Annotated in this window: 18 protein-coding genes; 3 read left to right on the forward strand and 15 right to left on the reverse strand. The window is 71.1% G+C overall.

What is annotated here, in order from left to right; translation table 11 throughout:
• From carB to N7E59_RS00475, 14 genes are all read right to left on the reverse strand, one after another.
• On the reverse strand, positions 1-3,294 hold the full coding sequence (gene carB / locus N7E59_RS00410; protein ID WP_261622932.1) for a carbamoyl-phosphate synthase large subunit: 3,294 nt from the start codon (positions 3,292-3,294) through the stop codon (positions 1-3).
• Positions 3,287-4,474, reverse strand: coding sequence for a glutamine-hydrolyzing carbamoyl-phosphate synthase small subunit (carA, locus tag N7E59_RS00415; protein WP_261622933.1), 1,188 nt, complete (start codon positions 4,472-4,474; stop codon positions 3,287-3,289). The genes carB and carA overlap by 8 nt, the downstream gene beginning before the upstream one ends.
• A complete protein-coding gene (locus N7E59_RS00420) occupies positions 4,471-4,995 on the reverse strand; it encodes a PH-like domain-containing protein (RefSeq protein ID WP_261622934.1) in 525 nt (174 codons plus the stop codon). The genes carA and N7E59_RS00420 overlap by 4 nt, the downstream gene beginning before the upstream one ends.
• Positions 4,992-6,329 (reverse strand): dihydroorotase, encoded by a 1,338-nt coding sequence (locus N7E59_RS00425; RefSeq protein WP_261622935.1) that lies wholly within the window; start codon positions 6,327-6,329, stop codon positions 4,992-4,994. The genes N7E59_RS00420 and N7E59_RS00425 overlap by 4 nt, the downstream gene beginning before the upstream one ends.
• Positions 6,326-7,351, reverse strand: coding sequence for an aspartate carbamoyltransferase catalytic subunit (locus N7E59_RS00430; protein WP_261622936.1), 1,026 nt, complete (start codon positions 7,349-7,351; stop codon positions 6,326-6,328). The genes N7E59_RS00425 and N7E59_RS00430 overlap by 4 nt, the downstream gene beginning before the upstream one ends.
• Positions 7,348-7,947, reverse strand: coding sequence for a bifunctional pyr operon transcriptional regulator/uracil phosphoribosyltransferase PyrR (gene pyrR, locus N7E59_RS00435; RefSeq protein WP_261622937.1), 600 nt, complete (start codon positions 7,945-7,947; stop codon positions 7,348-7,350). The genes N7E59_RS00430 and pyrR overlap by 4 nt, the downstream gene beginning before the upstream one ends.
• A gap of 68 nt (positions 7,948-8,015) precedes the next feature.
• Complete coding sequence (nusB, locus tag N7E59_RS00440; protein ID WP_261622938.1) at positions 8,016-8,426, reverse strand: transcription antitermination factor NusB; 411 nt, start codon at positions 8,424-8,426, stop codon at positions 8,016-8,018.
• A gap of 16 nt (positions 8,427-8,442) precedes the next feature.
• Entirely contained in the window at positions 8,443-9,006 is a 564-nt protein-coding gene (gene efp, locus N7E59_RS00445) for an elongation factor P (RefSeq protein ID WP_261622939.1), read from the reverse strand.
• A gap of 159 nt (positions 9,007-9,165) precedes the next feature.
• The gene (gene aroB / locus N7E59_RS00450; protein WP_261622940.1) at positions 9,166-10,371 is read right to left on the reverse strand and encodes a 3-dehydroquinate synthase; all 1,206 of its coding nucleotides are present in this window, start codon (positions 10,369-10,371) and stop codon (positions 9,166-9,168) included.
• The gene (locus N7E59_RS00455) at positions 10,368-10,997 is read right to left on the reverse strand and encodes a shikimate kinase (protein WP_261622941.1); all 630 of its coding nucleotides are present in this window, start codon (positions 10,995-10,997) and stop codon (positions 10,368-10,370) included. Before N7E59_RS00455 ends, aroB begins: the two co-directional genes overlap by 4 nt.
• Positions 10,998-11,002: 5 nt before the next feature.
• Positions 11,003-12,256, reverse strand: a complete 1,254-nt coding sequence (gene aroC, locus N7E59_RS00460) for a chorismate synthase (RefSeq protein ID WP_261622942.1) — start codon at positions 12,254-12,256, stop codon at positions 11,003-11,005.
• Positions 12,257-12,310: 54 nt separating this feature from the next.
• On the reverse strand, positions 12,311-13,231 hold the full coding sequence (locus tag N7E59_RS00465) for a shikimate dehydrogenase family protein (RefSeq protein WP_261622943.1): 921 nt from the start codon (positions 13,229-13,231) through the stop codon (positions 12,311-12,313).
• Positions 13,228-14,745 carry an endolytic transglycosylase MltG gene (gene mltG, locus N7E59_RS00470; protein WP_261622944.1) on the reverse strand — a complete coding sequence of 506 codons (1,518 nt, stop codon included), beginning with the start codon at positions 14,743-14,745 and terminating at the stop codon, positions 13,228-13,230. The genes N7E59_RS00465 and mltG overlap by 4 nt, the downstream gene beginning before the upstream one ends.
• Before the next feature lie 161 nt (positions 14,746-14,906).
• Entirely contained in the window at positions 14,907-16,184 is a 1,278-nt protein-coding gene (locus tag N7E59_RS00475) for a DUF349 domain-containing protein (RefSeq protein WP_261622945.1), read from the reverse strand.
• A 174-nt stretch (positions 16,185-16,358) separates the two neighbouring features.
• Here N7E59_RS00475 and hisS point away from each other — a divergent pair, with 174 nt between their 5' ends.
• Complete coding sequence (gene hisS / locus N7E59_RS00480; RefSeq protein WP_261622946.1) at positions 16,359-17,705, forward strand: histidine--tRNA ligase; 1,347 nt, start codon at positions 16,359-16,361, stop codon at positions 17,703-17,705.
• A 138-nt stretch (positions 17,706-17,843) separates the two neighbouring features.
• Positions 17,844-19,610, forward strand: a complete 1,767-nt coding sequence (gene aspS / locus N7E59_RS00485) for an aspartate--tRNA ligase (protein ID WP_261622947.1) — start codon at positions 17,844-17,846, stop codon at positions 19,608-19,610.
• A gap of 3 nt (positions 19,611-19,613) precedes the next feature.
• Here aspS and dtd read toward each other — a convergent pair whose 3' ends face one another.
• On the reverse strand, positions 19,614-20,099 hold the full coding sequence (gene dtd / locus N7E59_RS00490) for a D-aminoacyl-tRNA deacylase (protein WP_261622948.1): 486 nt from the start codon (positions 20,097-20,099) through the stop codon (positions 19,614-19,616).
• Positions 20,100-20,183: 84 nt separating this feature from the next.
• On the opposite strand from dtd, the gene N7E59_RS00495 reads away from it, so the two are divergent.
• Entirely contained in the window at positions 20,184-21,581 is a 1,398-nt protein-coding gene (locus tag N7E59_RS00495) for a replication-associated recombination protein A (RefSeq protein WP_261622949.1), read from the forward strand.
• The last annotated feature ends 34 nt before the right edge of the window (positions 21,582-21,615 follow it).

The raw sequence follows: 21,615 nt of genomic DNA on the forward strand, positions 1-21,615 counted from the left end.
TCAGACCAGTCGCTCGGCGTGGCGCTGAAGGGGCGTGACCGCCCAGCTGAACTGACGCAGCGCGTCGATGGCCTGCACCGCCACATTGAACTCGGCCACGGTGGTGATCACCGGTGTGCCCACCGACGTCGCCGCCGCACGGATCTCATAGCCGTCGCTGCGGGCCTCGCCGCCCGAGGGCGTGTTGATGATCAGATCGATGCCTCCGGATTCGACGAGGTCGAGGACCGTCTCCCCCGCGCCGGGCGCGTCGGCGATCTTGTGCACCACAGAGGTCTCCACATCGTTGCGGCGCAGCACGTCGGCGGTGCCGCCGGTGGAGACGATCTCGAAGCCCAGGTCGGCCAGCCGCTTCACCGGCATGATGATCGCCCGCTTGTCCCGATTGGCCACCGAGACGAAGACCCGGCCGGCGGTCGGGAGGGGGTTGCTCCCGGCGAGCTGCGACTTGGCGAACGCCGTGTCGAAGTGGCGATCGATGCCCATGACCTCGCCGGTGGACCGCATCTCCGGGCCCAGCAGGGAGTCGACCACACGACCCTCTGGTGTGCGGAAGCGGCTGAACGGCAGGACCGCCTCCTTCACCGCCACGGGGGCCCCCGCGGACAGGTGCGATCCGTCGCCCGCTGCCGGCAGGACGCCGCTGAGCGCATGGCCGGACCCCTCCCGCAGCTCAGCGATGGTCGTGCCCGCGCCGATCAGCGCCGCCGCCTTCGCCAGCTGCACCCCGGTGGCCTTGGAGACGAAGGGCACCGTGCGCGAGGCCCGAGGATTGGCCTCGATGACGTAGAGGACGTCGGAGGCCACGGCGAACTGGATGTTGATCAGCCCCCGCACGCCCACCCCCTCGGCGATGGCGGCGGTGGCCTCCCGGACCCGGTCGACCACGTCGGGGCCCAGGGTGATCGGCGGCAGCACGCAGGCCGAATCGCCGGAGTGGATCCCCGCCTCCTCGATGTGTTCCATGATGCCGCCCATGTAGAGCTGGTCACCGTCGTAGAGGGCGTCGACGTCGACCTCGATCGCGTCCTCGAGGAAACGGTCGACGAGCACAGGGTGGTCCGGGGTGACCTCGGTCGCGTTGGCGATGTAGCGCCGCAGACCGTCGAGGTCGTAGACGATCTCCATGCCGCGTCCGCCCAGGACGTAGGAGGGCCGCACCAGCACGGGGAAACCGATGGACTCGGCGACCCGCTGGGCCTGCTCGAAGCTCACGGCGGTGCCGTTCTTCGGCGCGATCAGCCCGGCGCCGCGCAGCACCTGGTCGAAGGCCCCGCGGTGCTCGGCCAGATCGATGGCCTCCGGCGAGGTGCCCAGGATCGGCACCCCGGCATCGGCCAGCTGCTGGGCCAGCTTCAGCGGGGTCTGCCCCCCGAGCTGGACGAAGACCCCGTGGACTCCCCCGGTGCGCTGCTCGGCGGCGATGACCTCGAGCACGTCCTCCAGCGTCAGCGGCTCGAAGTACAGCCGGGTGGAGACGTCGTAGTCGGTGGAGACCGTCTCGGGATTGCAGTTGATCATCACGGTGTCGTACCCCGCCTCGCGCAGCGCCATGGTGGCGTGGACGCAGGAGTAGTCGAACTCGATGCCCTGGCCGATCCGGTTGGGTCCCGAGCCCAGGATGATCACCGAGGGCCGATCGTGACGGGCGATCTCGTCCTCGAGGTCGTAGGCCGAATAGTGGTAGGGGGTGTACGCCTCGAACTCGGCGGCGCAGGTGTCCACGGTCTTGTAGACCGGGCGGACGCCCAGGGCATGCCGCACCCCCCGCACCACGGCCGGGTCCATATGGCGCAGCCGCCCGATCTGCTCGTCCGAGAAGCCGTGCCGCTTGGCCCGACACAGCATCGGGACCGACAGCTCCTCCGCGTCGCGCACCTCGAGGGCGATCTCATCGATCAGGGCGATCTGGTCCAGGTACCAGGGGTCGATGCCGGTGATCCCGTACACCTGCTCCGGGTCCGCCCCGCCGAGCAGCGCCCGCTGGACCTGATGGATGCGCTCAGTGGTCGCCGTGGCCATGTCCTCCAGCAGGCCCTCGAGCTCTTCGGCGTCGGGCACGTCGAAGGAGAACTCGCTGCCCCGCTGTTCCAGGGACCGCTGCGCCTTCTGCAGCGCCTCGGTGAAGCTGCGACCGAAGGCCATCGCCTCCCCGACGGACTTCATCGTCGTCGTCAGGGTGGGGTCTGCGGCGGGGAACTTCTCGAAGGCGAAGCGGGGCACCTTCACGACCACGTAGTCCAAGGTGGGCTCGAAGCTCGCCGGAGTCTTCTGCGTGATGTCGTTGGGGATCTCGTCCAAGGTGTAGCCCACGGCGAGCTTGGTGGCGATCTTGGCGATCGCGAAGCCCGTGGCCTTCGAGGCCAGGGCCGACGAACGGGAGACCCGGGGGTTCATCTCGATCACGACCACACGACCGGTCTGCGGCTCCACGGCGAACTGGATGTTGCAGCCGCCGGTGTCGACGCCGACCTCGCGGATGACGTTGATGGCGATGTCGCGCAGCCGCTGGTACTCGCGGTCGGTCAGCGTGAGCGCCGGAGCCACGGTGATCGAGTCACCGGTGTGGACCCCGACCGGGTCCAGGTTCTCGATGGAGCAGACGACGACGACGTTGTCGTGCGCGTCGCGCATCATCTCCAGCTCGTACTCCTTCCACCCGAGGATCGACTCCTCCAGGAGCACCTCGGTCGTGGGGCTGTACTGCAGACCGGCTCCGGCGATGCGGCGCAGGTCCGCCTCGTCGTGGGCCATCCCGGAGCCGAGTCCGCCCATGGTGTAGGACGGGCGGACCACCACGGGGTAGCCCAGGTCCTCGACCGCCGCCAGGGCCTCATCCATGGAGTGCACGATCCTCGACCGTGCGGACTCCGCGCCGGAGCGCTCGACGACGCCCTTGAACTTCTCCCGGTCCTCGCCGAGCTCGATGGCGGCGATGTTCGCCCCGATGAGTTCGACCCCGTACTCGGCCAGGACGCCGGACTCGTCGAGGGCGATGGCGGTGTTCAGGGCGGTCTGACCGCCGAGGGTCGGCAGCACGGCGTCCGGCCGCTCCTGGGCGATGATCTTGGCGACGACCTCCGGGCTGATCGGCTCGACGTAGGTCGCGTCGGCGAACTCCGGGTCGGTCATGATCGTCGCCGGGTTGGAGTTGACCAGGATGACCCGGATGCCCTCCTCCCGCAGCACGCGCAGGGCCTGGGTGCCGGAGTAGTCGAACTCGGCGGCCTGACCGATGACGATCGGGCCGGAGCCGATCACCAGCACGGATTCGATGTCGGAGCGCTTAGGCATCGGTGGGGGTCCCTCCCGTGGCGGCGGAGTCTGTGGTCGGTGCGATCAGCAGGTCGACGAATCGGTCGAACAGGTGGGCGGAGTCGTGGGGCCCTGCGGCCGCCTCCGGGTGGTACTGCACGGAGAACGCCGGCAGGTCGAGGCAGCGGAGACCCTCGACGACTCCGTCGTTGAGGCTGGAGTGGCTGACCACCACACGCCCGTACCGCTCCTGCGGTGCGGTGACCGTCTCCCCCACCGGAGCGTCCACGGCGAATCCGTGGTTCTGCGAGGTGATCTCCACCTTCCCCGTGGCGTGGTCCATCACCGGCTGGTTGATCCCGCGATGGCCGAAGGGCAGCTTGTAGGTGCCGAAGCCCAGGGCGCGGCCGAGGATCTGGTTGCCGAAGCAGATGCCGAAGAAGGGGATGCCGGCGTCGAGCACCTGCCGCAGCAGCTCGACCTGAGAGGCCGCGGTGGCCGGGTCGCCGGGGCCGTTGGAGAGGAACACCCCGTCCGGGGCGACCTCGCGGATCTCGGCGAAGCCGGCGCTCGCCGGCAGCACGTGCACGCGCAGTCCGCGCTCGGCCATGCGGACCGGAGTCATGGTCTTGATGCCCAGGTCCAGGGCGGCGACGACGGCCAGCGGCTCATCGCTCCACCCGTGGTCGCCGGGCTCCACGACGTAGGCCTCCTGTGTGCTGACCTCCTCCGCCAGGCGGGAGCCTTCCATGGTGGGCTGGGAGAGGACCTCGTCCAGCAGCTCGGCCCGCGGACGAGATGCGACCTCCCCGGAGAAGACCCCGGCGCGCATGGCGCCCGCGGTCCTCAGCCGCCGGGTCACCGCTCGGGTGTCGACGTCGCGGATGCCGACGACGTCCTGGTCGACGAGCTCCTCGTCGAGGCTGCGCGTCGACCGCCAGTTCGAGGGGCGGCGAGCGGCGTCGCGGACCACGTAGCCGGCCACCCAGATGCGGCGCGACTCCGGATCCTCGTCATTGACCCCGGTGTTGCCGATGTGCGGGGCGGTCTGGACCACGATCTGCCGCGCGTAGGAGGGGTCGGTGAGCGTCTCCTGGTAGCCGGTCATCCCGGTGGCGAAGACGGCCTCCCCGAAGCGCGTCCCGAGGGCTCCGTAGGCCGAGCCCTCGTAGACGGTGCCGTCCTCGAGGACGAGCAGTGCCGGTGCGGTGGTGCTCATGGGGTGTTCGTCTCCTCTTCGACGATGGTCTGGAGCTGCTCGAGGAGCGGCTGCTGGGTCCGGGCGTAGCGGGGGCGGAAGGCCGTCTCGACGGGAGTCCCGCCCAGTCGCCAGCCGATGATCAGCACCCCGTCGGACTCGACGAACTTCCCCACCACTCCGCGGTCGGTGCGGATGTGGGTGAGCCCCTCGCGCGGGATGAGGTAGTTGCGGGCGCCGGCCCGCAGGACGGCCACGCCGTCGTCGTGGACCTCGATCCGGCCGTGGCTGCGCAGCCCGAGGCCGTGCACGGCGATGCGGTCGAGGTGGTCCTCCGCGGCGACCGTGCCGACCACCATGCCCTCGGCACCGATCCGCGGCTCCTCCTCGAGCAGGCGGTCGGGGACCTCGTCGGGGGCCGGCAGTCCGGACTGCCGGCGTCGGCGTCCGCGCCATCCCAGCCAGAGCAGGACGGTGACGAGCAGGATGATGCCCAGTGAGACGCCCAGGTAGCTGAGGTAGGTCTGCGTCTGCTCGGTCATGCCGCGGCCGTCCTGCCGGTCAGTGAGGTCTCCAGGGCTCCGTCGACCACGACCGGGTGGCCGGAGAGCAGGGTGGCCCGGACCTCACCGCGAAGCTCCATCCCGGCGAAGGGCGAGTTGCGGCCCTTGGAGGCGTGGAGCGCGGGATCGACGGGCCTTCGCGCAGTCGGATCCACCAGGACCAGGTGGGCCGGCTCACCGACGTCGATCGGTCTCCCCTGGTGCGGGTGTCCGCAGATCTGTGCGGGGCGCTCCGAGGTGACCTCCGCCAGGCGCCTCCAGTCCATCATGCCGGTGTCGATCATCGTGTGCTGCAGGACCGACAGGGCGGTCTCCAGCCCGGTCATCCCCATGGCCGCGGTCGACCACTCGCACTCCTTGGCCTCCACCGGGTGCGGTGCGTGGTCGGTCCCGACCACGTCGAGGGTGCCCTCGGCCAGGCCCTCGCGCAGGGCGCGGACGTCGGCGTCGGTACGCAGGGGCGGGTTGACCTTGTACACCGGGTCGTAGCTGCGCACGAGCTCGTCGGTGAGCAGCAGGTGGTGGGGGGTCACCTCGGCGGTGACGTCCACGCCGCGCCGCTTGGCCCAGCGGATGATGTCCACCGAACCGCGGGTCGAGACGTGGCAGACGTGCAGGCGCGAGCCGACGTGCTCGGCGAGCAGCACATCACGGGCGATGATCGCCTCCTCGGCCACCGCCGGCCAGCCGGGCAGCCCCAGCACCGCGGAGACGGAGCCTTCGTTCATCTGGGCTCCGTCGGTCAGCCGGGGCTCCTGGGCGTGCTGCGCCACCAGACCCCCGAAGGACTTCACGTACTCCAGGGCTCGGCGCATGAGGACCGGGTCGTGCACGCACATGCCGTCGTCGGAGAACATCCGGACCGCCGCGGCGGAGTCGGCCATCGCGCCGAGCTCCGCCAGCTCCTCGCCGCGGAGTCCGCGGGTCACCGCTCCGACGGGGTAGACCTCGGTCCATCCGGACTCGAGTCCGAGCCGGTGGACCTGCTCGACGACGCCGGCGGTGTCCGCGGTCGGCGACGAGTTGGCCATGGCGTGCACGGCGGTGAATCCTCCGCGGGCGGCCGCGCGTGATCCGGTCTCGACCGTCTCGGCGTCCTCGCGTCCGGGCTCGCGCAGGTGGGTGTGCATGTCCACCAGGCCCGGCAGCAGCAGGCATCCGGCCCCATCGATGCGTCGGAGGTCGTCGAGACGCTCGGCCTCCTCCGCCGCCTCCCGGCCCATGGCGCGGATCGTGCCCCCGGCCAGGAGCACGTCCTGCCGCGCCTCCCCGTAGGGTGCGGCGTCGGTGATGAGGATCGGGCGGGTGGTCATCTCGGGCTCCCGTCGGTCGATGCGCGGTCAGGTGCAGGGTGTGGTGCACGGTCGGTCCGTCGGTCGTGGTCGCCGCTGAGCAGCAGGTGGAGCACGGCCATCCGCACCGCCACACCGTGGGAGACCTGATCCAGCGCGCGCGTGTGGGGTGAGTCTGCGGCGGCCGAGGAGATCTCCACCCCGCGGTTCATCGGTCCCGGGTGCAGGATGGCGGGGGATCCGACCCGACGGACGTAGTCGGCGAGCCGTTCGTCGGTGAGGCCCCAGCGCCGGGCGTACTCGGCGGCCGAGGGGAAGTAGGAGCCGCCCATGCGCTCAGCCTGCACCCGGAGCATCATCACCGCGTCCGGGCCGGCCGCCAGGGCCTCGTCGAGGTCGTAGTGGACCCTGACCGGCCAGGTCTCCACCGTGTGGGGCAGCAGGGTCGGCGGTGCGACCAGCCCGACCGTGGCACCGAGGGTGTGCAGCAGCCACACGTTCGACCGGGCGACCCGCGAGTGCAGGATGTCGCCGACGATGAGCACGTCGACGCCGGTGAGGTCCGTGCCGCGCGGGTCCCGCCCGTCACGCTCGGCGACCGACCGTCGCACGGTCAGGGCGTCGAGCAGCGCCTGGGTGGGGTGCTCATGGGTGCCGTCCCCGGCGTTGACCACCGCACAGTCGGTCCATCCGGAGGCGGCCAGCCGCGCCGCCGCGCCGGAGGCCCAGTGCCGCATGACCACCGCGTCGGCGCCGATGGCCTCCAGGGTCTGGACCGTGTCCTTCAGGGACTCGCCCTTGGACACCGATGAGCCCTTGGCGGCGAAGTTCATCACGTCGGCGGAGAGCCGCTTGGCGGCCGCCTCGAAGGAGATCCGCGTGCGGGTGGAGTCCTCGTAGAACAGGTTAACCACGGTGCGGCCGCGCAGCGTGGGCAGCTTCTTGACCTGGCGCCCGGAGACCGCCGACATCTCCTCGGCGGTGTCGAGGATCCTCAGTGCGTCGGCGGCACCGAGCTCTGCGGTGGAGAGCAGGTGCCTCATGCCTCACCTCCGCCGGCCTGCGAGGGTCCGCCGCGGTCTATGACGACCGCCTCGTCCTCGACATCGGTCACATCCACGTCGGCGAGCCGCACGGTGACCCGCTCCCCGCGCGAGGTGGGCAGGTTCTTCCCCACGTGGTCTGCACGGACGGGCAGCTCTCGGTGGCCCCGATCGACCAGGACGGCCAGACGGACGGCCCGGGGGCGTCCCAGGTCGGAGAGCGCGTCGAGGCCGGCACGGACGGTGCGGCCGGAGTAGAGGACGTCGTCGACGAGCACGACGACGGCGTCGTCCACGCCCCGGTCCGGCACCCGAGTGGGCTCGGGGACCCGGGCGGCACGGGATCCGAGGTCGTCGCGGTACATCGTGATGTCCAGGGAGCCGACGCAGGCCTCGGCGTCGAACTGCGGGTCGATCCGGGACAGCCGCTCACCCAGCCGTCGGGCCAGCGGCACTCCGCGACGGGGGATCCCCAGGAGGATGAGGTCGTCGACGCCGCGGTGCGCTTCGACGACCTCATGGGCGATGCGGGTCAGGGCGCGGTCGATGTCCGCACCTGTCATGACCGTCGAGGTCAGAGGCGACTCTGCCGCCATCGGGCCCCCTTCCTCGCCTCACGGGACGATGCTTAAAGGAGAACGTTCGATCGACCAGTCTAGCGGTCTCAGTCGGTGAGCGTGGGCTTGAGCTTCTGGAGCCTGCCCAGCAGTCCGTTGACGAAGACCGGTGACTCGTCGGTGGAGAGCCGGCGGACCAGTGCGACGGCCTCAGCCACCGCGACTCCGTCGGGGACGTCGTCGTTGTGCAGAAGCTCCCAGGCTCCGATGCGCAGGGCCATCAGGTCGACCCGCGGCATGCGCGCCAGCGTCCAGCCGCGGGCATAGGTCTCCAGGAGTTCGTCGATCTCCTCCCGGTGCTGTGCGACTCCGCGGAGGATGTCGAGGACGTAGGCGTCGACGACCAGCTCGGCCCGTTCACGGCGGAGCCGCAGCACCTCGAAGGGGTCGGTCTCACGCTGCTCGGCCTCGAAGAGGATCTCCAGGGCGCGGCCGCGCGCTTTGCTCAGTCTGGCCACTTGTGGTCGCTCCCGCTCAGTCCGTGACGCGGCCGAGGTAGTCGGAGGAGCGGGTGTCCACCTTGACCCTGGTGCCCTGCTCCACGAACAGCGGCACCTGGATGACGTGGCCGGTCTCCAGGGTGGCCGACTTGGTGCCGGCGGAGGACCGGTCGCCCTGGAGGCCCGGCTCGGTGTAGGTGATCTCCAGCACGACTGAGGGCGGCATCTCGAGGTAGAGCGGCGTCCCCTCGTGGAGGGCGATGGAGACCTCGTTGCTCTCCAGGAGGAAGTTCGCCGCGTCGCCGACCACCTCCGAGGGCACGGTGATCTGGTCGTAGTCGCGCAGATCCATGAAGACGAAGTCATCGCCGTCGGTGTACAGGAACTGGTAGTTCGACCGGTCGACGGTGGCCAGCTCGACCTTCGCGCCGGCGTTGAAGGTCTTGTCCACGACCTTGCCGGACGTCAGGTTGCGCAGCTTGGTCCGGATGAACGCTCCGCCCTTGCCGGGCTTGACGTGCTGGAACTCCACGGTGTTCCACAGCTGGCCCTCCAGCTTGAGGACCGATCCGTTCTTGATGTCGTTCGAGGTGGCCACAGGCTGCGTCCTTCGTCTCTCGTGTCGGTTCCGATGTGCGGGCCCCGCAGGGCTGAGCGCCGGCGACCCAGTCTACCGCCTGCCGGAGGGAGGACCCGTCGCGTCGGCTCGGGGTCGGGCCCGGACCGGCCCAGGACCGGGCCTGAACCGGCCCGGGGCTCAGAGCTGGATGGCTCCGGTCTCCGGGGCGGCCGCGATCTCCTGGTAGGTGGCGTAGAGGATGGAGGCGTCCGGGATCTCCACGGTGGCCGGCTGGCCGACGCCGCTGAGCAGGACGAAGCGCAGTCGGTCTCCGCGGTTCTTCTTGTCCCGGCGGATGCCCTCCAGCAGCTGGTTCCAGCGATCGTCCCGGTAGGTGGTCGGCAGACCCAGCGAGGAGAGGATCCGGTGGTGGCGGTCGACCGTCGCGTCGTCGAGCCGGCCCATGCTGCGGGCCAGCTCCGCCGCGAAGACCATCCCCACCGACACGGCCGCACCGTGGCGCCACTGGTACCGCTCGGCGAGCTCCACGGCGTGGGCGAGGGTGTGGCCGTAGTTCAGCGCCTCCCGGTCCCCCGACTCCCCCGGGTCCCGACCGACGATCCGGGCCTTGACCGCAATCGCCCGTTCGATGAGCTCGCGCAGCCGCGGCGAATGCGGGTTCGAGGCCTGGTCGGGCGCCTCCTCGACGATCTCCAGGATCCTCTCGTCGGCGACGAACCCGCACTTGACGACCTCGGCCAGCCCGGTGACCAGTTCGTTGCGAGGCAGCGTCAGCAGCGTGTCCAGGTCGGCCAGCACGCCGGCGGGCTGGTGGAAGGCTCCCACGAGGTTCTTCCCCTCGGCGGTGTTGATGCCGGTCTTGCCTCCCACCGCGGCGTCGACCATGCCGAGCAGGGTCGTCGGCATGTGGACCACCCGGACTCCGCGCAGCCAGGTGGCGGCGACGAAGCCGGCCGCGTCGGTGACCGCTCCTCCGCCCACGGAGACGACGGCGTCGCTGCGGGTGAAGCTGTTCTGTCCGAGCACCTGCCAGCAGAAGGCGGCGACCTGGATGTGCTTGCCCTCTTCGGCGTCGGGGATCTCTGCGACCACCGCACGGTAGCCGGCGTTCTCCAGGTCCTCCCTCACCACATCTCCGGTGGCGCGCAGGGCGCGCGGATGGATGACGAGCACCCGTTCGGCGTGGGGGCCGACCATCTCCGGGAGGCGTGCGAGCAGTCCGTGGCCGACGAGCACGTCGTAGCCGAGCTGCTCACCTCCCTGACCGGTGCCGGTGCCCACCGTGATGCGCGTCGGGCCGGTCTCCCCGGCCCGCTCAGGGGTCGCGCCGCCCGGGTGCGTCGGCTCCTGCGGTGTGGGGGCGGACTCGGGGTGGGTGCTCATGGCTGAGAGGCTTCCTGATGGGGTCCGGATGTCGGCGGTCGGCGGACATGCGCCGTCAGCGCCTCCACGATGGTAACCGCTCTCTGACGGACCGGCGCATCCGCCGGCGGCAGGACGACGTCGGCCGCACCGCGGTAGAGCGGCTCCCGCTCCGCGTAGACCTCCGCCCACCGACGCATGGGGTCGTCACCGAGGACCGGGCGCGTGCTGGCGTCGCCGATCCGGCGGTGCGCCTGCTCCAGCGACATGTCCAGCAGCACGACCAGATGTCCGTGGAGGACCCGGCGGGTCGCCGGGGAGAGGATCGCCCCTCCGCCGAGGCTGATCACCGAGGGGCGCGGGGAGTCGAGGAGGTCGGCGACCACATGCTCCTCCTCACGCCGGAACGTCTCCTCGCCGTGGGTCCTGAAGTAGTCCGGGATGGGACCGTGCCGGGCCACGAAGAACTGGTCGCTGTCGACGTGCGGGCGTCCCAGGCGGCGCGCCAGCGCGGCACCGACGGTCGACTTGCCCGAGCCCATGGGTCCGATCAGGACGATGTTGCGGGCCTCGATCCCGCGGAGCTCGACGCCGGGCGCCTCGGGCCCCGGGCTCGACTCCGAGGCTCCTCGGTCGTCATCCCCCATCGGCCTCACCGAGGGCCGGCGTCGAAACCGGCCGGCGCCTGCAGCGGGTCGCCGTCGCCGCCGGAGGGACCCGAGGCTGAGCCGACGTCCGGCAGCGCCGCCCGGTAGGACGCCAGGTTGCGGCGGACCTCCTCGACGCTGTCGCCGCCGAACTTCTCCAGCACCGCATCGGCGAGGACGAGGGCGACCATGGCCTCGGCCACGACTCCGGCGGCGGGCACCGCGCAGACGTCCGATCGCTGATGGTGGGCGGTGGTCTGCTCCCCGGTGGCGGTGTCCACGGTGCGCAGCGCCCGGGGCACGGTGGCGATGGGCTTCATGGCCGCGCGCACGCGCAGTGTCGAGCCGATGCTCATGCCCCCTTCGATGCCTCCGGCCCTGTCGGTGGCGCGGCCCACGGCGTCGCCGTCGCGGACGATCTCGTCGTGGGCCTGCGATCCGGGACGGCGGGCGGTGCGGAAGCCGTCGCCGACCTCGACCCCCTTGATGGCCTGGATTCCCATGAGGGCACCTGCCAGACGGGCGTCCAGGCGGCGGTCCCAGTGGACGAAGGACCCGAGGCCCGGCGGGAGCCCGTCGACGACGACCTCCACGACGCCTCCGAGGGTCTCCCCCGCCTTGTGCGCCGCGTCCACGGCCTCGACCATCCGCTCCGAGGTCTCGGGGTCCGCGCAGCGCAGGGGATCGGCGTCGAGCCGCTCGATCTCCTCGGCGTGGGGGACGAGGGCCTCGTCGGGGACCTCCACCGTGCCGACGGCGACGGTGTGCGAGACGGTCCCGATGCCGAGCGCGGACAGGAACGACTGCGCGGCGGTGCCCAGGGCCACGCGGGCCGCGGTCTCCCGGGCCGAGGCCCGCTCGAGCACCGGGCGCGCTTCGGCGAAGCCGTACTTCTGCATCCCGGTGAGGTCGGCGTGCCCCGGGCGCGGCCGGGTCAGCGGCGCACTGCGGGCCAGTCCCTCGAGCTCCTCGCGATCGACCGGATCCGGCGACATGACCTTCTCCCACTTGGGCCACTCGGTGTTGCCGATCTCCACGGCCACCGGGCCGCCCAGGGTCCGACCGTGCCGGACCCCGCCGATGAGGGTCACCTGGTCCTGCTCGAACTTCATCCGCGCGCCCCGGCCGTAGCCCAGGCGTCGGCGTGCGAGTCGGTCCTGCACGGCCCGGGTGGTCAGCTCCACTCCCGCGGGCAGTCCTTCCAGGATGCCGACCAGGCTGCGGCCGTGTGATTCTCCTGAGGTGAGCCAGCGCAACATGGCCACCATCATGCCACGCGGCGGGAGGCCCGTGCGCCCCGGCGGTGCGGGTCGTCAGACCGCGGGGAGGCCGACTGCGGTCCGCATCTGAGCCGCGGTGCGATCCTGCTCCTCGGCGGTCAGGGAGTCGAACGGACGGTCGGTGCCGGCGGTGAACAGACGCACCTGCTCCACCGCCTGGTGCAGCAGCATGTGCAGTCCGCACACGCTCGACCCCGCGCGGTCGCCCCACACCCGAGCCAGCGCCGAGGGCCACGGATCATAGGCGACGTCGAGCAGCGGAGGCATCGGAGCGTGCGCGGGGCCCGGGGCGGGGATGCGGTCCGCCACCGACGCCGCGGTCCCGTCGGCCGCTCCGGCGGGCAGTGCGGAGACCACCAGGTCAGGGGGGTCGGCGAGGAGGTCGTCGGCGAACGTGGACAGCTCGCGGATGCGCAGACTCAGCCCGAGCCGCTCCGCAGGACCGCCGAGCTCTTCGGCACGCGCCGGAGACCGCGCATAGACCGCCGCGTCGGCGCATCCGAGGTCCCGGGCGGCCTCGAGGGCCGCCGCCGTCGTGGCCCCCGCACCCAGGACCGCCATGGACCGCGGTCTCTGCGGCGTCACCTCTCCGAGGGCGCCGACGATGCCGTCCACGTCGGTGTTCTCACCGTAGGCGGTCGACGGATCCGGGCGTCCCCCGACGTCGAAGACCACCGTGTTGAGGACCCCCAGGCGCCCGACCCGATCCGAGGCGGTGCCCGTCCGCCGGGCGAGCTCGCCCTTCAGGGGCATGGTCACAGAGAGTCCGAGCCAACGGTCCCCCGTCGCAGACAGCGATTCCAGGACGCGGTCCAGGTCACCCACGTCGGCCCGGATGCGCCGATAGTCCACCTCGAGGCCCAGACGCGCATAGGCCGCGCCGTGCAGGTCCGGGGACCTGGAGTGCCCGATGGGGCTGCCCAGCACCGCCGCCCGCATCAGCGGTGGGGTCACTGGTCTCCCTCGTCGTCCTCTTCGATCTCTTCGACGTCCGGCACCTGATCGGCGGCTTCGCCCGTGCAGATGTCCGGGTTGTCCGCACAGTAGTCGCGGAACTCCTGCCAGTAGACCTGGTGCTCGGAATAGTCCTCGGCGAACTTGGTCTCACCGGTCTCGATGTTGACGGTCAGCCAGTAGTAGTAGTCGTTCTCCTCGGGGTCGGCCGCGGCGTCGATGGCCTCCGAGGCGGGAGCCTCGATCGGACCGGGCGGCAGGCCCTCGTGGACGTAGGTGTTGAACTCGTTGTCGGAGTCCTGGCGCTCCTCCTCGGTGAACTGCAGGCTCTGCTCACCCAGGCCGTAGATCACCGTGGCGTCGATCTGCAGCAGCCCGTCGGTCTCGTCGTTCTCCGGATTGAGGCGGTTCTCGATGATCCCGGCGACGGTGCGGTAGTCGTCCGGCAGGGCCTCCGCGGTCAGCAGCGAGGCGACGATGATCCGTTCGAACTGTTCGTCGGAGTCGGTGACGCCGTCGTCCTCGAGCCGCTCGAAGGTCCGGTCGACCATCTCCTGCAGCATCTCCTCGGGCTCGGCCTCGAGGTCGAACCGGTACTCGCCGGCGGCGAGGAAGCCTTCGAGGGTCAGGGCCTGCTCCGGCAGTCCGTAGTCCGTGGGGTCCTCGGCGGCGTCGCGGAGCTCGTCCTCCTCGATGCCGGTGGCCTCGGAGATGCTCTCCAGTGCCGCGTCGAGGCGGCTTCCGACGTTGATGGCCACGTAGTGCTGGGCGTCGCGGTCGGGGACGATCGCGGACAGCGCGTCCTCGGCCGGCATCTCCTCGCGCAGCTCGTACTCGCCCGACTGCAGGGTCCCCAGGTCCTCGGAGTCCTGGAGGGCGTCGATGAACGCCTCCGAGCTGGCGATGATCCCCTGGTCCTCCAGCCGCGCGGCCACCGCGTCCCAACCCTCACCGCCTTCGACGGTGAAGGTCACCGAGTCGCCGGCCTGGGTGTCGTAGTCCTCCGGGCCGCCGAACATGCCGCCGAAGAGCGACTCGACGACGACCAGGAGGATCACCAGCATCAGCGCGAGTCCTCCGAGCACCGCGGCCACGCCGAGGGTGCGGCGACGCCGACGCCGTCGGCGCTTGTGCAGGATGGCCCGCGAGGCACCACCCTCCATGGGGGTGACGGTCTGGTAGCCCCGCCCATAGGTGGACGAGCTGATCAGCAGCGCGGTGCCGTCCTCGTCGTGCTCGATGTACGCGCCCTCGACCAGGTCGTCCTCATAGAAGAGCTCGGAGTCACGACCGCGGTCCGGAGCCGCAGCAGCCTCAGCATGGTCGTCCGTCGGGGCGTCCGCGGTGGGAGCGGGATCCTCGTCCAGCATGTCGTGCACGCCGGCGGACTCCTCATGGGGTCTGCCGGGCTCGGATCCCACGTCCGGGTGAGAGGCAGGCTCGGACCAGGCGGCGTCTTCGTGCCGCCGGTCGCCGGAGCCGGGCTGCGGCTCCGGGTGCTTCTCATCGCTCACGCGGTTCCTCACTGGTGTTCGACTGACGGGGTCGGCCCTCCGGTGCAGTCCACCGACGGCCCGCGACGTCCGTCCCGCATTCCCTCACCGGACGTCGCATTGATTGTAATCCATCCGTGATCCCGTATCTCGGAGATTCCACGGCGGAGAGTCCCCGCCGGTCAGGATCCCCGCGCGACGATGTCCCTCCAGGTCAGACGCGCATCGAGATCCTCCTGGGCCTTCCGGCGGGTCGCCTCGTCGCCGGCCTCCGCGGCTCGGCGCACCTTCTCCTCGAGGGAGGCGACGGAGGCGTCGATCTGAGCGAGCACGGAGTCCTGCCGGGCCTGGGTCTCCGGGTCCCCCCGGTGCCATCGCCGCTGCTCGGCCTCCCGGAAGGCGTCCTGGATCCGCGCGACCGCATCCTCGGTGCGACGCATCTCGCTGCGCGGCACCCTGCCCGCGGCGTCCCAGCGGTCCAGCAGGTCGTGGTAGCGCTCTCGGACCGCGTCGGGGTCGGTGAAGGGCATGAGGGCCTCGAACTCCGCCAGCAGCCCCTGTTTGACCTCGAGATTCCGGGCGTACTGACGATCGGTCTCGGCATTGGCGGCCTCGCGGGCCGCGAAGAACTCGTCCTGCGCGGCCCGGAACCGAGCCCACTGGGCGTCGTCCGTCCGACGGGACCCCCGCCCGGCGGCCTTCCAGTCCTCCATCAGGCGGTGGTAGGCCTTCGTCGTGGGACCGAAGTCGGTGCTGGTGCGCATCCCCTCGGCCTCCGCGATGAGGTGCTCCTTGGTCCGACGGACTTCAGCCTGCTCCTCGTCCCGTCGGCTGAAGAACGCACGACGACCCTTGTCGAAGGTCGTCCGGGCGGCGCGGAACCGCTTCCAGTACGGGTCCTCCTGCGCCTTGGTCAGCCGCGGAGGTCGCTTCTGCTCGGCCTTCCAGCGCTGGAAGAGCCCGTCCATCCGTGACTGGGACTCCTTCCAGTGGGTCTTGGCGGGGTCCTGGGCCGCGATCGCCTCGGCCTCCGCCACGATCTCCTCACGCCGGGCCAGATGTGCGTTCATGGCCTCTTCGGAGGCACGGCGCTCCTCTCCGCCCAGCTCAGCCACCGCTGCGCCGATCTCGGCGAGCACGGTGCGCACCGAGGCGACGTCGCCCACCCAGGCCTGCGCCTCGAGTTCGGACTCCAGGGCGTCGCGGCTCCGGCCCAGCGCCTCGGCCGAGTCGCTGCCGGCCCGGACCCGTGCCCGCAGCAGCAGCGCACGGTTCGCCAGTTCGTCGAACTTGCGGCTGAAGTACCGCAGGGTCTCGTCCTCGGAGGCTCCCGGGTACTGGCCGATGTAGGTCTGCTCCGCATCCCGGGCGTGGACGTGGCCCTCGGCGTCCACCGCGGCGGCCGCCCGCGCCTCGGCGAGTGTGGTCTCGTGATGGCCTGGTCTGACTGCGGCGCTCATGGAACCACCATACCGACCCGACACCGACCCGACACCGACCCGACTGCCGGGCGGGCCTGCGGATCGCTATGATGGTCGGGTCCGTCGCACCGGGTGATCGCCCGCCGTCGGGCGCCGCGCACCGCGACGCGCACCCCCACGATCCGTCGACGACCGAGGAGTCTCCCCTCCCCCATGGCACGCAAGAGCTCCCTCTCCGGCTTCACCGAATGGCTGCCCGAAGAGCGTCTGGTCGAGCTGCATGTGCTCGACACCCTGCGTGAGGTCTTCGAGCGACATGGATTCGCCTCCTTGGAGTCTCGGGCGGTGGAGACCGTCGACACCCTGCTGCAGAAGGGGGAGATCGACAAGGAGATCTACGCCGTCTCGCGGCTGCAGGAGGACGAGGCCGCGGCCGGGGAGGCCCGACTGGCCCTCCACTTCGATCTGACGGTGCCCTTCGCCCGCTACGTCACCGACAACGCCGGGCACCTCCACTTCCCCCTCCGCCGATACCAGATCCAGAAGGTCTGGCGCGGAGAGCGGCCCCAGGACGGACGGTACCGGGAGTTCACCCAGGCCGACGTCGACATCGTGGGCGACGGCTCCCTGCCCTTCCGCGCCGACGTCGAGCTCGCCGTCGTGATGGCCACGGCACTGGAGGCCCTGTCCGTCGGTGACTTCCGGATGCGCATCAACAACCGACGCCTCTCAGAGGGCTTCTATCGGCTCATCGGTCTGACCGACCCCGCCCCGGTGATGCGGGCGATCGACAAGCTGGAGAAGATCGGGGAGGAGAAGGTGGCTCAGGAGCTGCGTGAGCAGGCCGGAGCCGACGACGAGCAGGCCGGACTCGCCCTCGCCCTGGCCGGAATCCGCAGCGAGGGGCTGGGATTCGTCGACCGGGCGCGTCAGCTCGCCGCCGGGATCGAGGGGGACTCCTCCCAGTTCGAGGAGGGGCTGGCGGAGCTCGCAGACGTCATCGCCGCACTCGAGCGCCGCGTGCCCGGTCGGGCCGTCGCCGACCTGTCCATCGCGCGGGGGCTCGACTACTACACCGGAACTGTCTACGAGACGGTGCTCGTCGGCCATGAGGACCTCGGATCGATCTGCTCGGGGGGCCGCTACGAGTCGCTGGCCTCCAAGGGGTCCCGGACCTTCCCCGGCGTCGGGCTCTCCGTGGGCGTCACCCGTCTGGTCTCGCGCCTGCTCAGCACCCAGGGCCTGCGGGCCGACCGCTCGGTGCCGTCGGCGGTCTACGTCGCGCTGCGGGACGAGGACTCCTGGGCCGAGGCCCAGGACGTCGCCGCCGCCCTGCGCGACCGCGGCATCGCAGCGGAGGTCGCGCTGTCGGCCGAGAAGTTCGGGAAGCAGATCCGCCACGCCGACCGACGAGGCATCCCGTTCGTCTGGTTCACCGACGCCTCCGGCGCCCACGAGATCAAGGACATCCGATCCGGCGAGCAGGTCCCGGCCGACCCTCGGACCTGGGAGCCCCCGGCCGAGGACCGCTCGCCGCGGATCATCGCCGACCGTCCCTGAGACCACCGTCCCTGAGACCACCGTCCCTGAGACCACCGTCCCTGAGACCACCGTCCCTGAGATCACCGCTGCTGAGACCACCACCGAGACCACCCATGGAGCGCCCCGGCCGACGACCCGGGGCACAGGAAGGACATCGTGCTACGCACCCTGCACACCGGAGAGCTGAACGCCGCACACATCGGAGAGACCGTCACCCTCGCCGGATGGGTCGCCCGTCGCCGTGACCACGGCGGTGTGGCGTTCCTCGACCTGCGGGACGCCTCGGGCCTCGCGCAGGTCGTCGTCCACGACGAGGAGGTCTTCGACCCGCTGCGCAACGAGTACGTCCTGCAGGTGACCGGTGAGGTCCGCCGCCGCCCCGAGGGCAATGAGAACCCTCAGCTGGCTTCGGGCGAGGTCGAGGTCGAAGCGGAGTCCGTCACCGTGCTCAGCACCTCGGACGCGCTGCCGTTCCAGGTGGACGAGCATGTCGAGGTGGGCGAAGAGGCCCGACTGCGCCACCGCTACCTCGACCTGCGCCGCGAGGGACCCCAGCGCGCCCTGCGACTGCGCTCCGAGGCCAACCGCGTCGCCCGCGAGTACCTCCACGGGGAGGGCTTCACCGAGATCGAGACTCCGACGCTCACCCGCTCGACCCCCGAAGGTGCGAGGGACTTCCTGGTCCCGGCCCGCCTGTCGCCGGGCTCCTGGTACGCGCTGCCGCAGTCTCCGCAGCTGTTCAAGCAGCTCCTCCAGGTCGGCGGCTTCGAACGGTACTACCAGATCGCCCGGTGCTACCGCGACGAGGACTTCCGCGCCGACCGGCAGCCGGAGTTCACCCAGCTCGACGTCGAGGCGAGCTTCGTCGACCAGGAGGACGTGCTCGGCTGGTCCGAGGAGCTGGTGCGCCGCCTCTGGTCGCTGATCGACGTGGAGCTGTCCGCCGAGATCCCCCGCATCACCTACTGGGAGGCGATGCGCCGCTTCGGCACGGACAAGCCGGACCTGCGCGTCGACCTCGAGCTGACCGAGCTCGCCGACTACTTCTCCGACACCCCGTTCCGGGTCTTCCAGGCCGACTACGTCGGGGCCGTGGTCATGCCCGGCGGAGCCTCGCAGCCGCGCCGAACCCTGGACGCCTGGCAGGAGTGGGCCAAGCAGCGCGGCGCCAAGGGACTGGCGTACGTGCTCATCGGTGAGGACGGTGAGCTCGGCGGACCGGTGGCCAAGAACCTCTCGGAGACCGAGCGCGCCGGACTCGCCGAGGCGGTGGGTGCCTCACCGGGTGACTGCGTGTTCTTCGCCGCCGGTGAGGCCGCCGCGTCCCGCGCCCTGCTGGGAGCGGCCCGCGTGGAGATCGCCCACCGGACCGGTCTCATCGACCAGGCCGAGTGGTCGTTCGTCTGGGTGGTCGACGCTCCGATGTTCGAGCCCGCCGCCCAGGCCGCGGCCGCCGGCGACGTCGCCGTGGGTTCGGGGGCCTGGACGGCCGTCCACCATGCCTTCACCGCACCGAAGGCGGAGTTCGCCGACTCCTTCGACGCCGACCCGGGTGCCGCGTTGGCCGACGCCTATGACCTGGTCTGCAACGGCAACGAGATCGCCGGCGGCTCCCTGCGTGTGCACCGCCGCGACGTGCAGGAGCGGATCTTCGAGGTCATGGGCATCGGCCAGGAGGAGGCCGCCGAGAAGTTCGGATTCCTGCTGGAGGGCTTCCGCTTCGGCGCTCCCCCGCACGGCGGCATCGCCTTCGGCTGGGACCGCGTCGTCGCACTGCTGGCCGGTGAGGAGTCCATCCGAGAGGTCATCGCCTTCCCCAAGACCGGCGGCGGTTTCGACCCGCTCACCGCGGCGCCGGCCCCGATCACCGCACAGCAGCGCAGGGAGGCCGGCGTCGACGCGACGCCCGAACCCAAGGGCTGATGCTCACCGGCTCCGGGGTCGGCGCAGCTCGTCGGTGTCGACCACGAGGGTCACCGGCCCGTCGTTGACCAGGTCGACCTCCATGGCCGCACCGAAGTCGCCGGTGTGCACCTGGGCACCGCCGGCCCGGAGCCGCGAGACGAACTGCTCATAGAGCGGTCGGCTCACCGCGGGCGGTGCCGCCGCGCTCCAGGAGGGACGTCGGCCCCGACGCACATCTCCGTAGAGGGTGAACTGACTGACCACCACGAGCGGCGCGTCGGCATGGGCGCAGGAGCGCTCGCCGCGCAGGATCCGCTGGCCCCAGACCTTGTCGGCGAGCAGGTCCGCCTCCTCGACACCGTCGTCGTGCGTCACTCCGAGCAGCACCACCAGGCCCTCGCCGTCGAATCCGCGACGGGCGACGACGGCACCGTCATGGTCCTCCGCATCGGACTCGGACAGGATTCGGACCTCAGCGCGGCTGACCCGCTGGACGACTGCTCGCATGTCTGCCAGTCTCCCAGATCGCCGCTCCCCGGCAGGGATAGAGTGGTGGGGCCGAGGCGGTACGTCCGTGGGAGGGAGCCCGAGATGACCGGAGATCTGTTCTCCGCCGAGCACGGCGCGGACGAGGACGACTCCGAACCCTCACGTTCCGGCTCGGGCGGTCGTCCCCGGCGTCACGCGCCCCTGGCCGTGCGCATGCGGCCGCGCAGCGTCGACGAGGTCGTCGGACAGCAGCACCTGCTCGATGACGGCTCTCCGCTGCGCGTGCTGGCCGAGGGCGCACACGGACCCGCCGGCGCCTCCTCGGTCCTGCTCTACGGACCGCCCGGGACGGGCAAGACGACTCTCGCCCACGTCATCGCGCGCTCCCCCGACCGCAGATTCGTCGAGCTCTCGGCCATCCGCGCCGGAGTGAAGGATGTGCGCACGGTCATGGACCGTGCTCTGGAGGACCGGGACCTGCACGGTGTGACCACCGTGCTCTTCCTGGACGAGATCCACCGGTTCAACAAGGCCCAGCAGGACGCGCTGCTTCCGGGCGTGGAGAACGGGTGGGTCATCCTCGTCGCGGCGACCACTGAGAATCCCTCCTTCTCGGTGATCGCCCCGCTGCTCTCCCGTTCGCTGCTGGTGACGCTGCGCCCGCTGACCGAGTCGGACCTCGACGGACTCCTCGACCGGGCACTGCGCGAGCCGCACGGACTCGACGGCGCCTTCATCCTCGAGGACTCCGCCCGCAGCCATCTGCTGCGGATGGCCGGGGGCGACGCCCGCCGAGTCCTGACCACTCTGGAGGCCGCCGCGGCGGTCGCCTCAGGTCGGGCGGGAAGTGACGCGGAGGGACCCGTCCGCGTGGCCGCCGCAGACGCCGAGCAGGCCATGGACCATGCCGTCCAGCGCTATGACCGTGACGGCGACCAGCACTACGACATCGTCTCGGCGTTCATCAAGTCGCTGCGCGGCTCCGACGCCGACGCCGCCCTGCACTATCTGGCGCGCATGATCGTCGCCGGAGAGGACCCCCGCTTCATCGCCCGGCGCCTGGTGATCGCCGCCGGCGAGGAGGTCGGTATGGCCGACCCGTCGGCCCTGCAGACGGCCGTCGCCGCCGCCCAGTCGGTACAGCTGATCGGAATGCCCGAGGCGCGGATCCTGCTCGCTGAGGCGACTGTGCACATCGCCACCGCTCCGAAGTCCAACGCCTCCTACCAGGCTCTGGACGCGGCGATCGCCGACGTCCGCTCCGGTCGGGGCGGGGCGGTGCCTGCGCACCTGCGTGACTCCCACTACGCCGGAGCCGAAAGGCTGGGCCACGGAGCCGGCTACCGCTACGCCCACGACGCGGAGCACCATGTGGTCGGTCAGCAGTATCCGCCGGACGAGCTGGTCGGAGTCGACTACTACCGTCCCTCGACGAACGGCGCCGAGCGCACCGTCGCCGAGCGTCTGGCCCGACTGCGCTCCATCGTCCGCGGGGACTGACGAGGCGGCCGGTCTCCCCCGGAACGTGTGGCGA

This window comes from Nesterenkonia marinintestina (assembly GCF_025420485.1).
Taxonomy (GTDB): Bacteria; Actinomycetota; Actinomycetes; order Actinomycetales; family Micrococcaceae; genus Nesterenkonia; species Nesterenkonia marinintestina.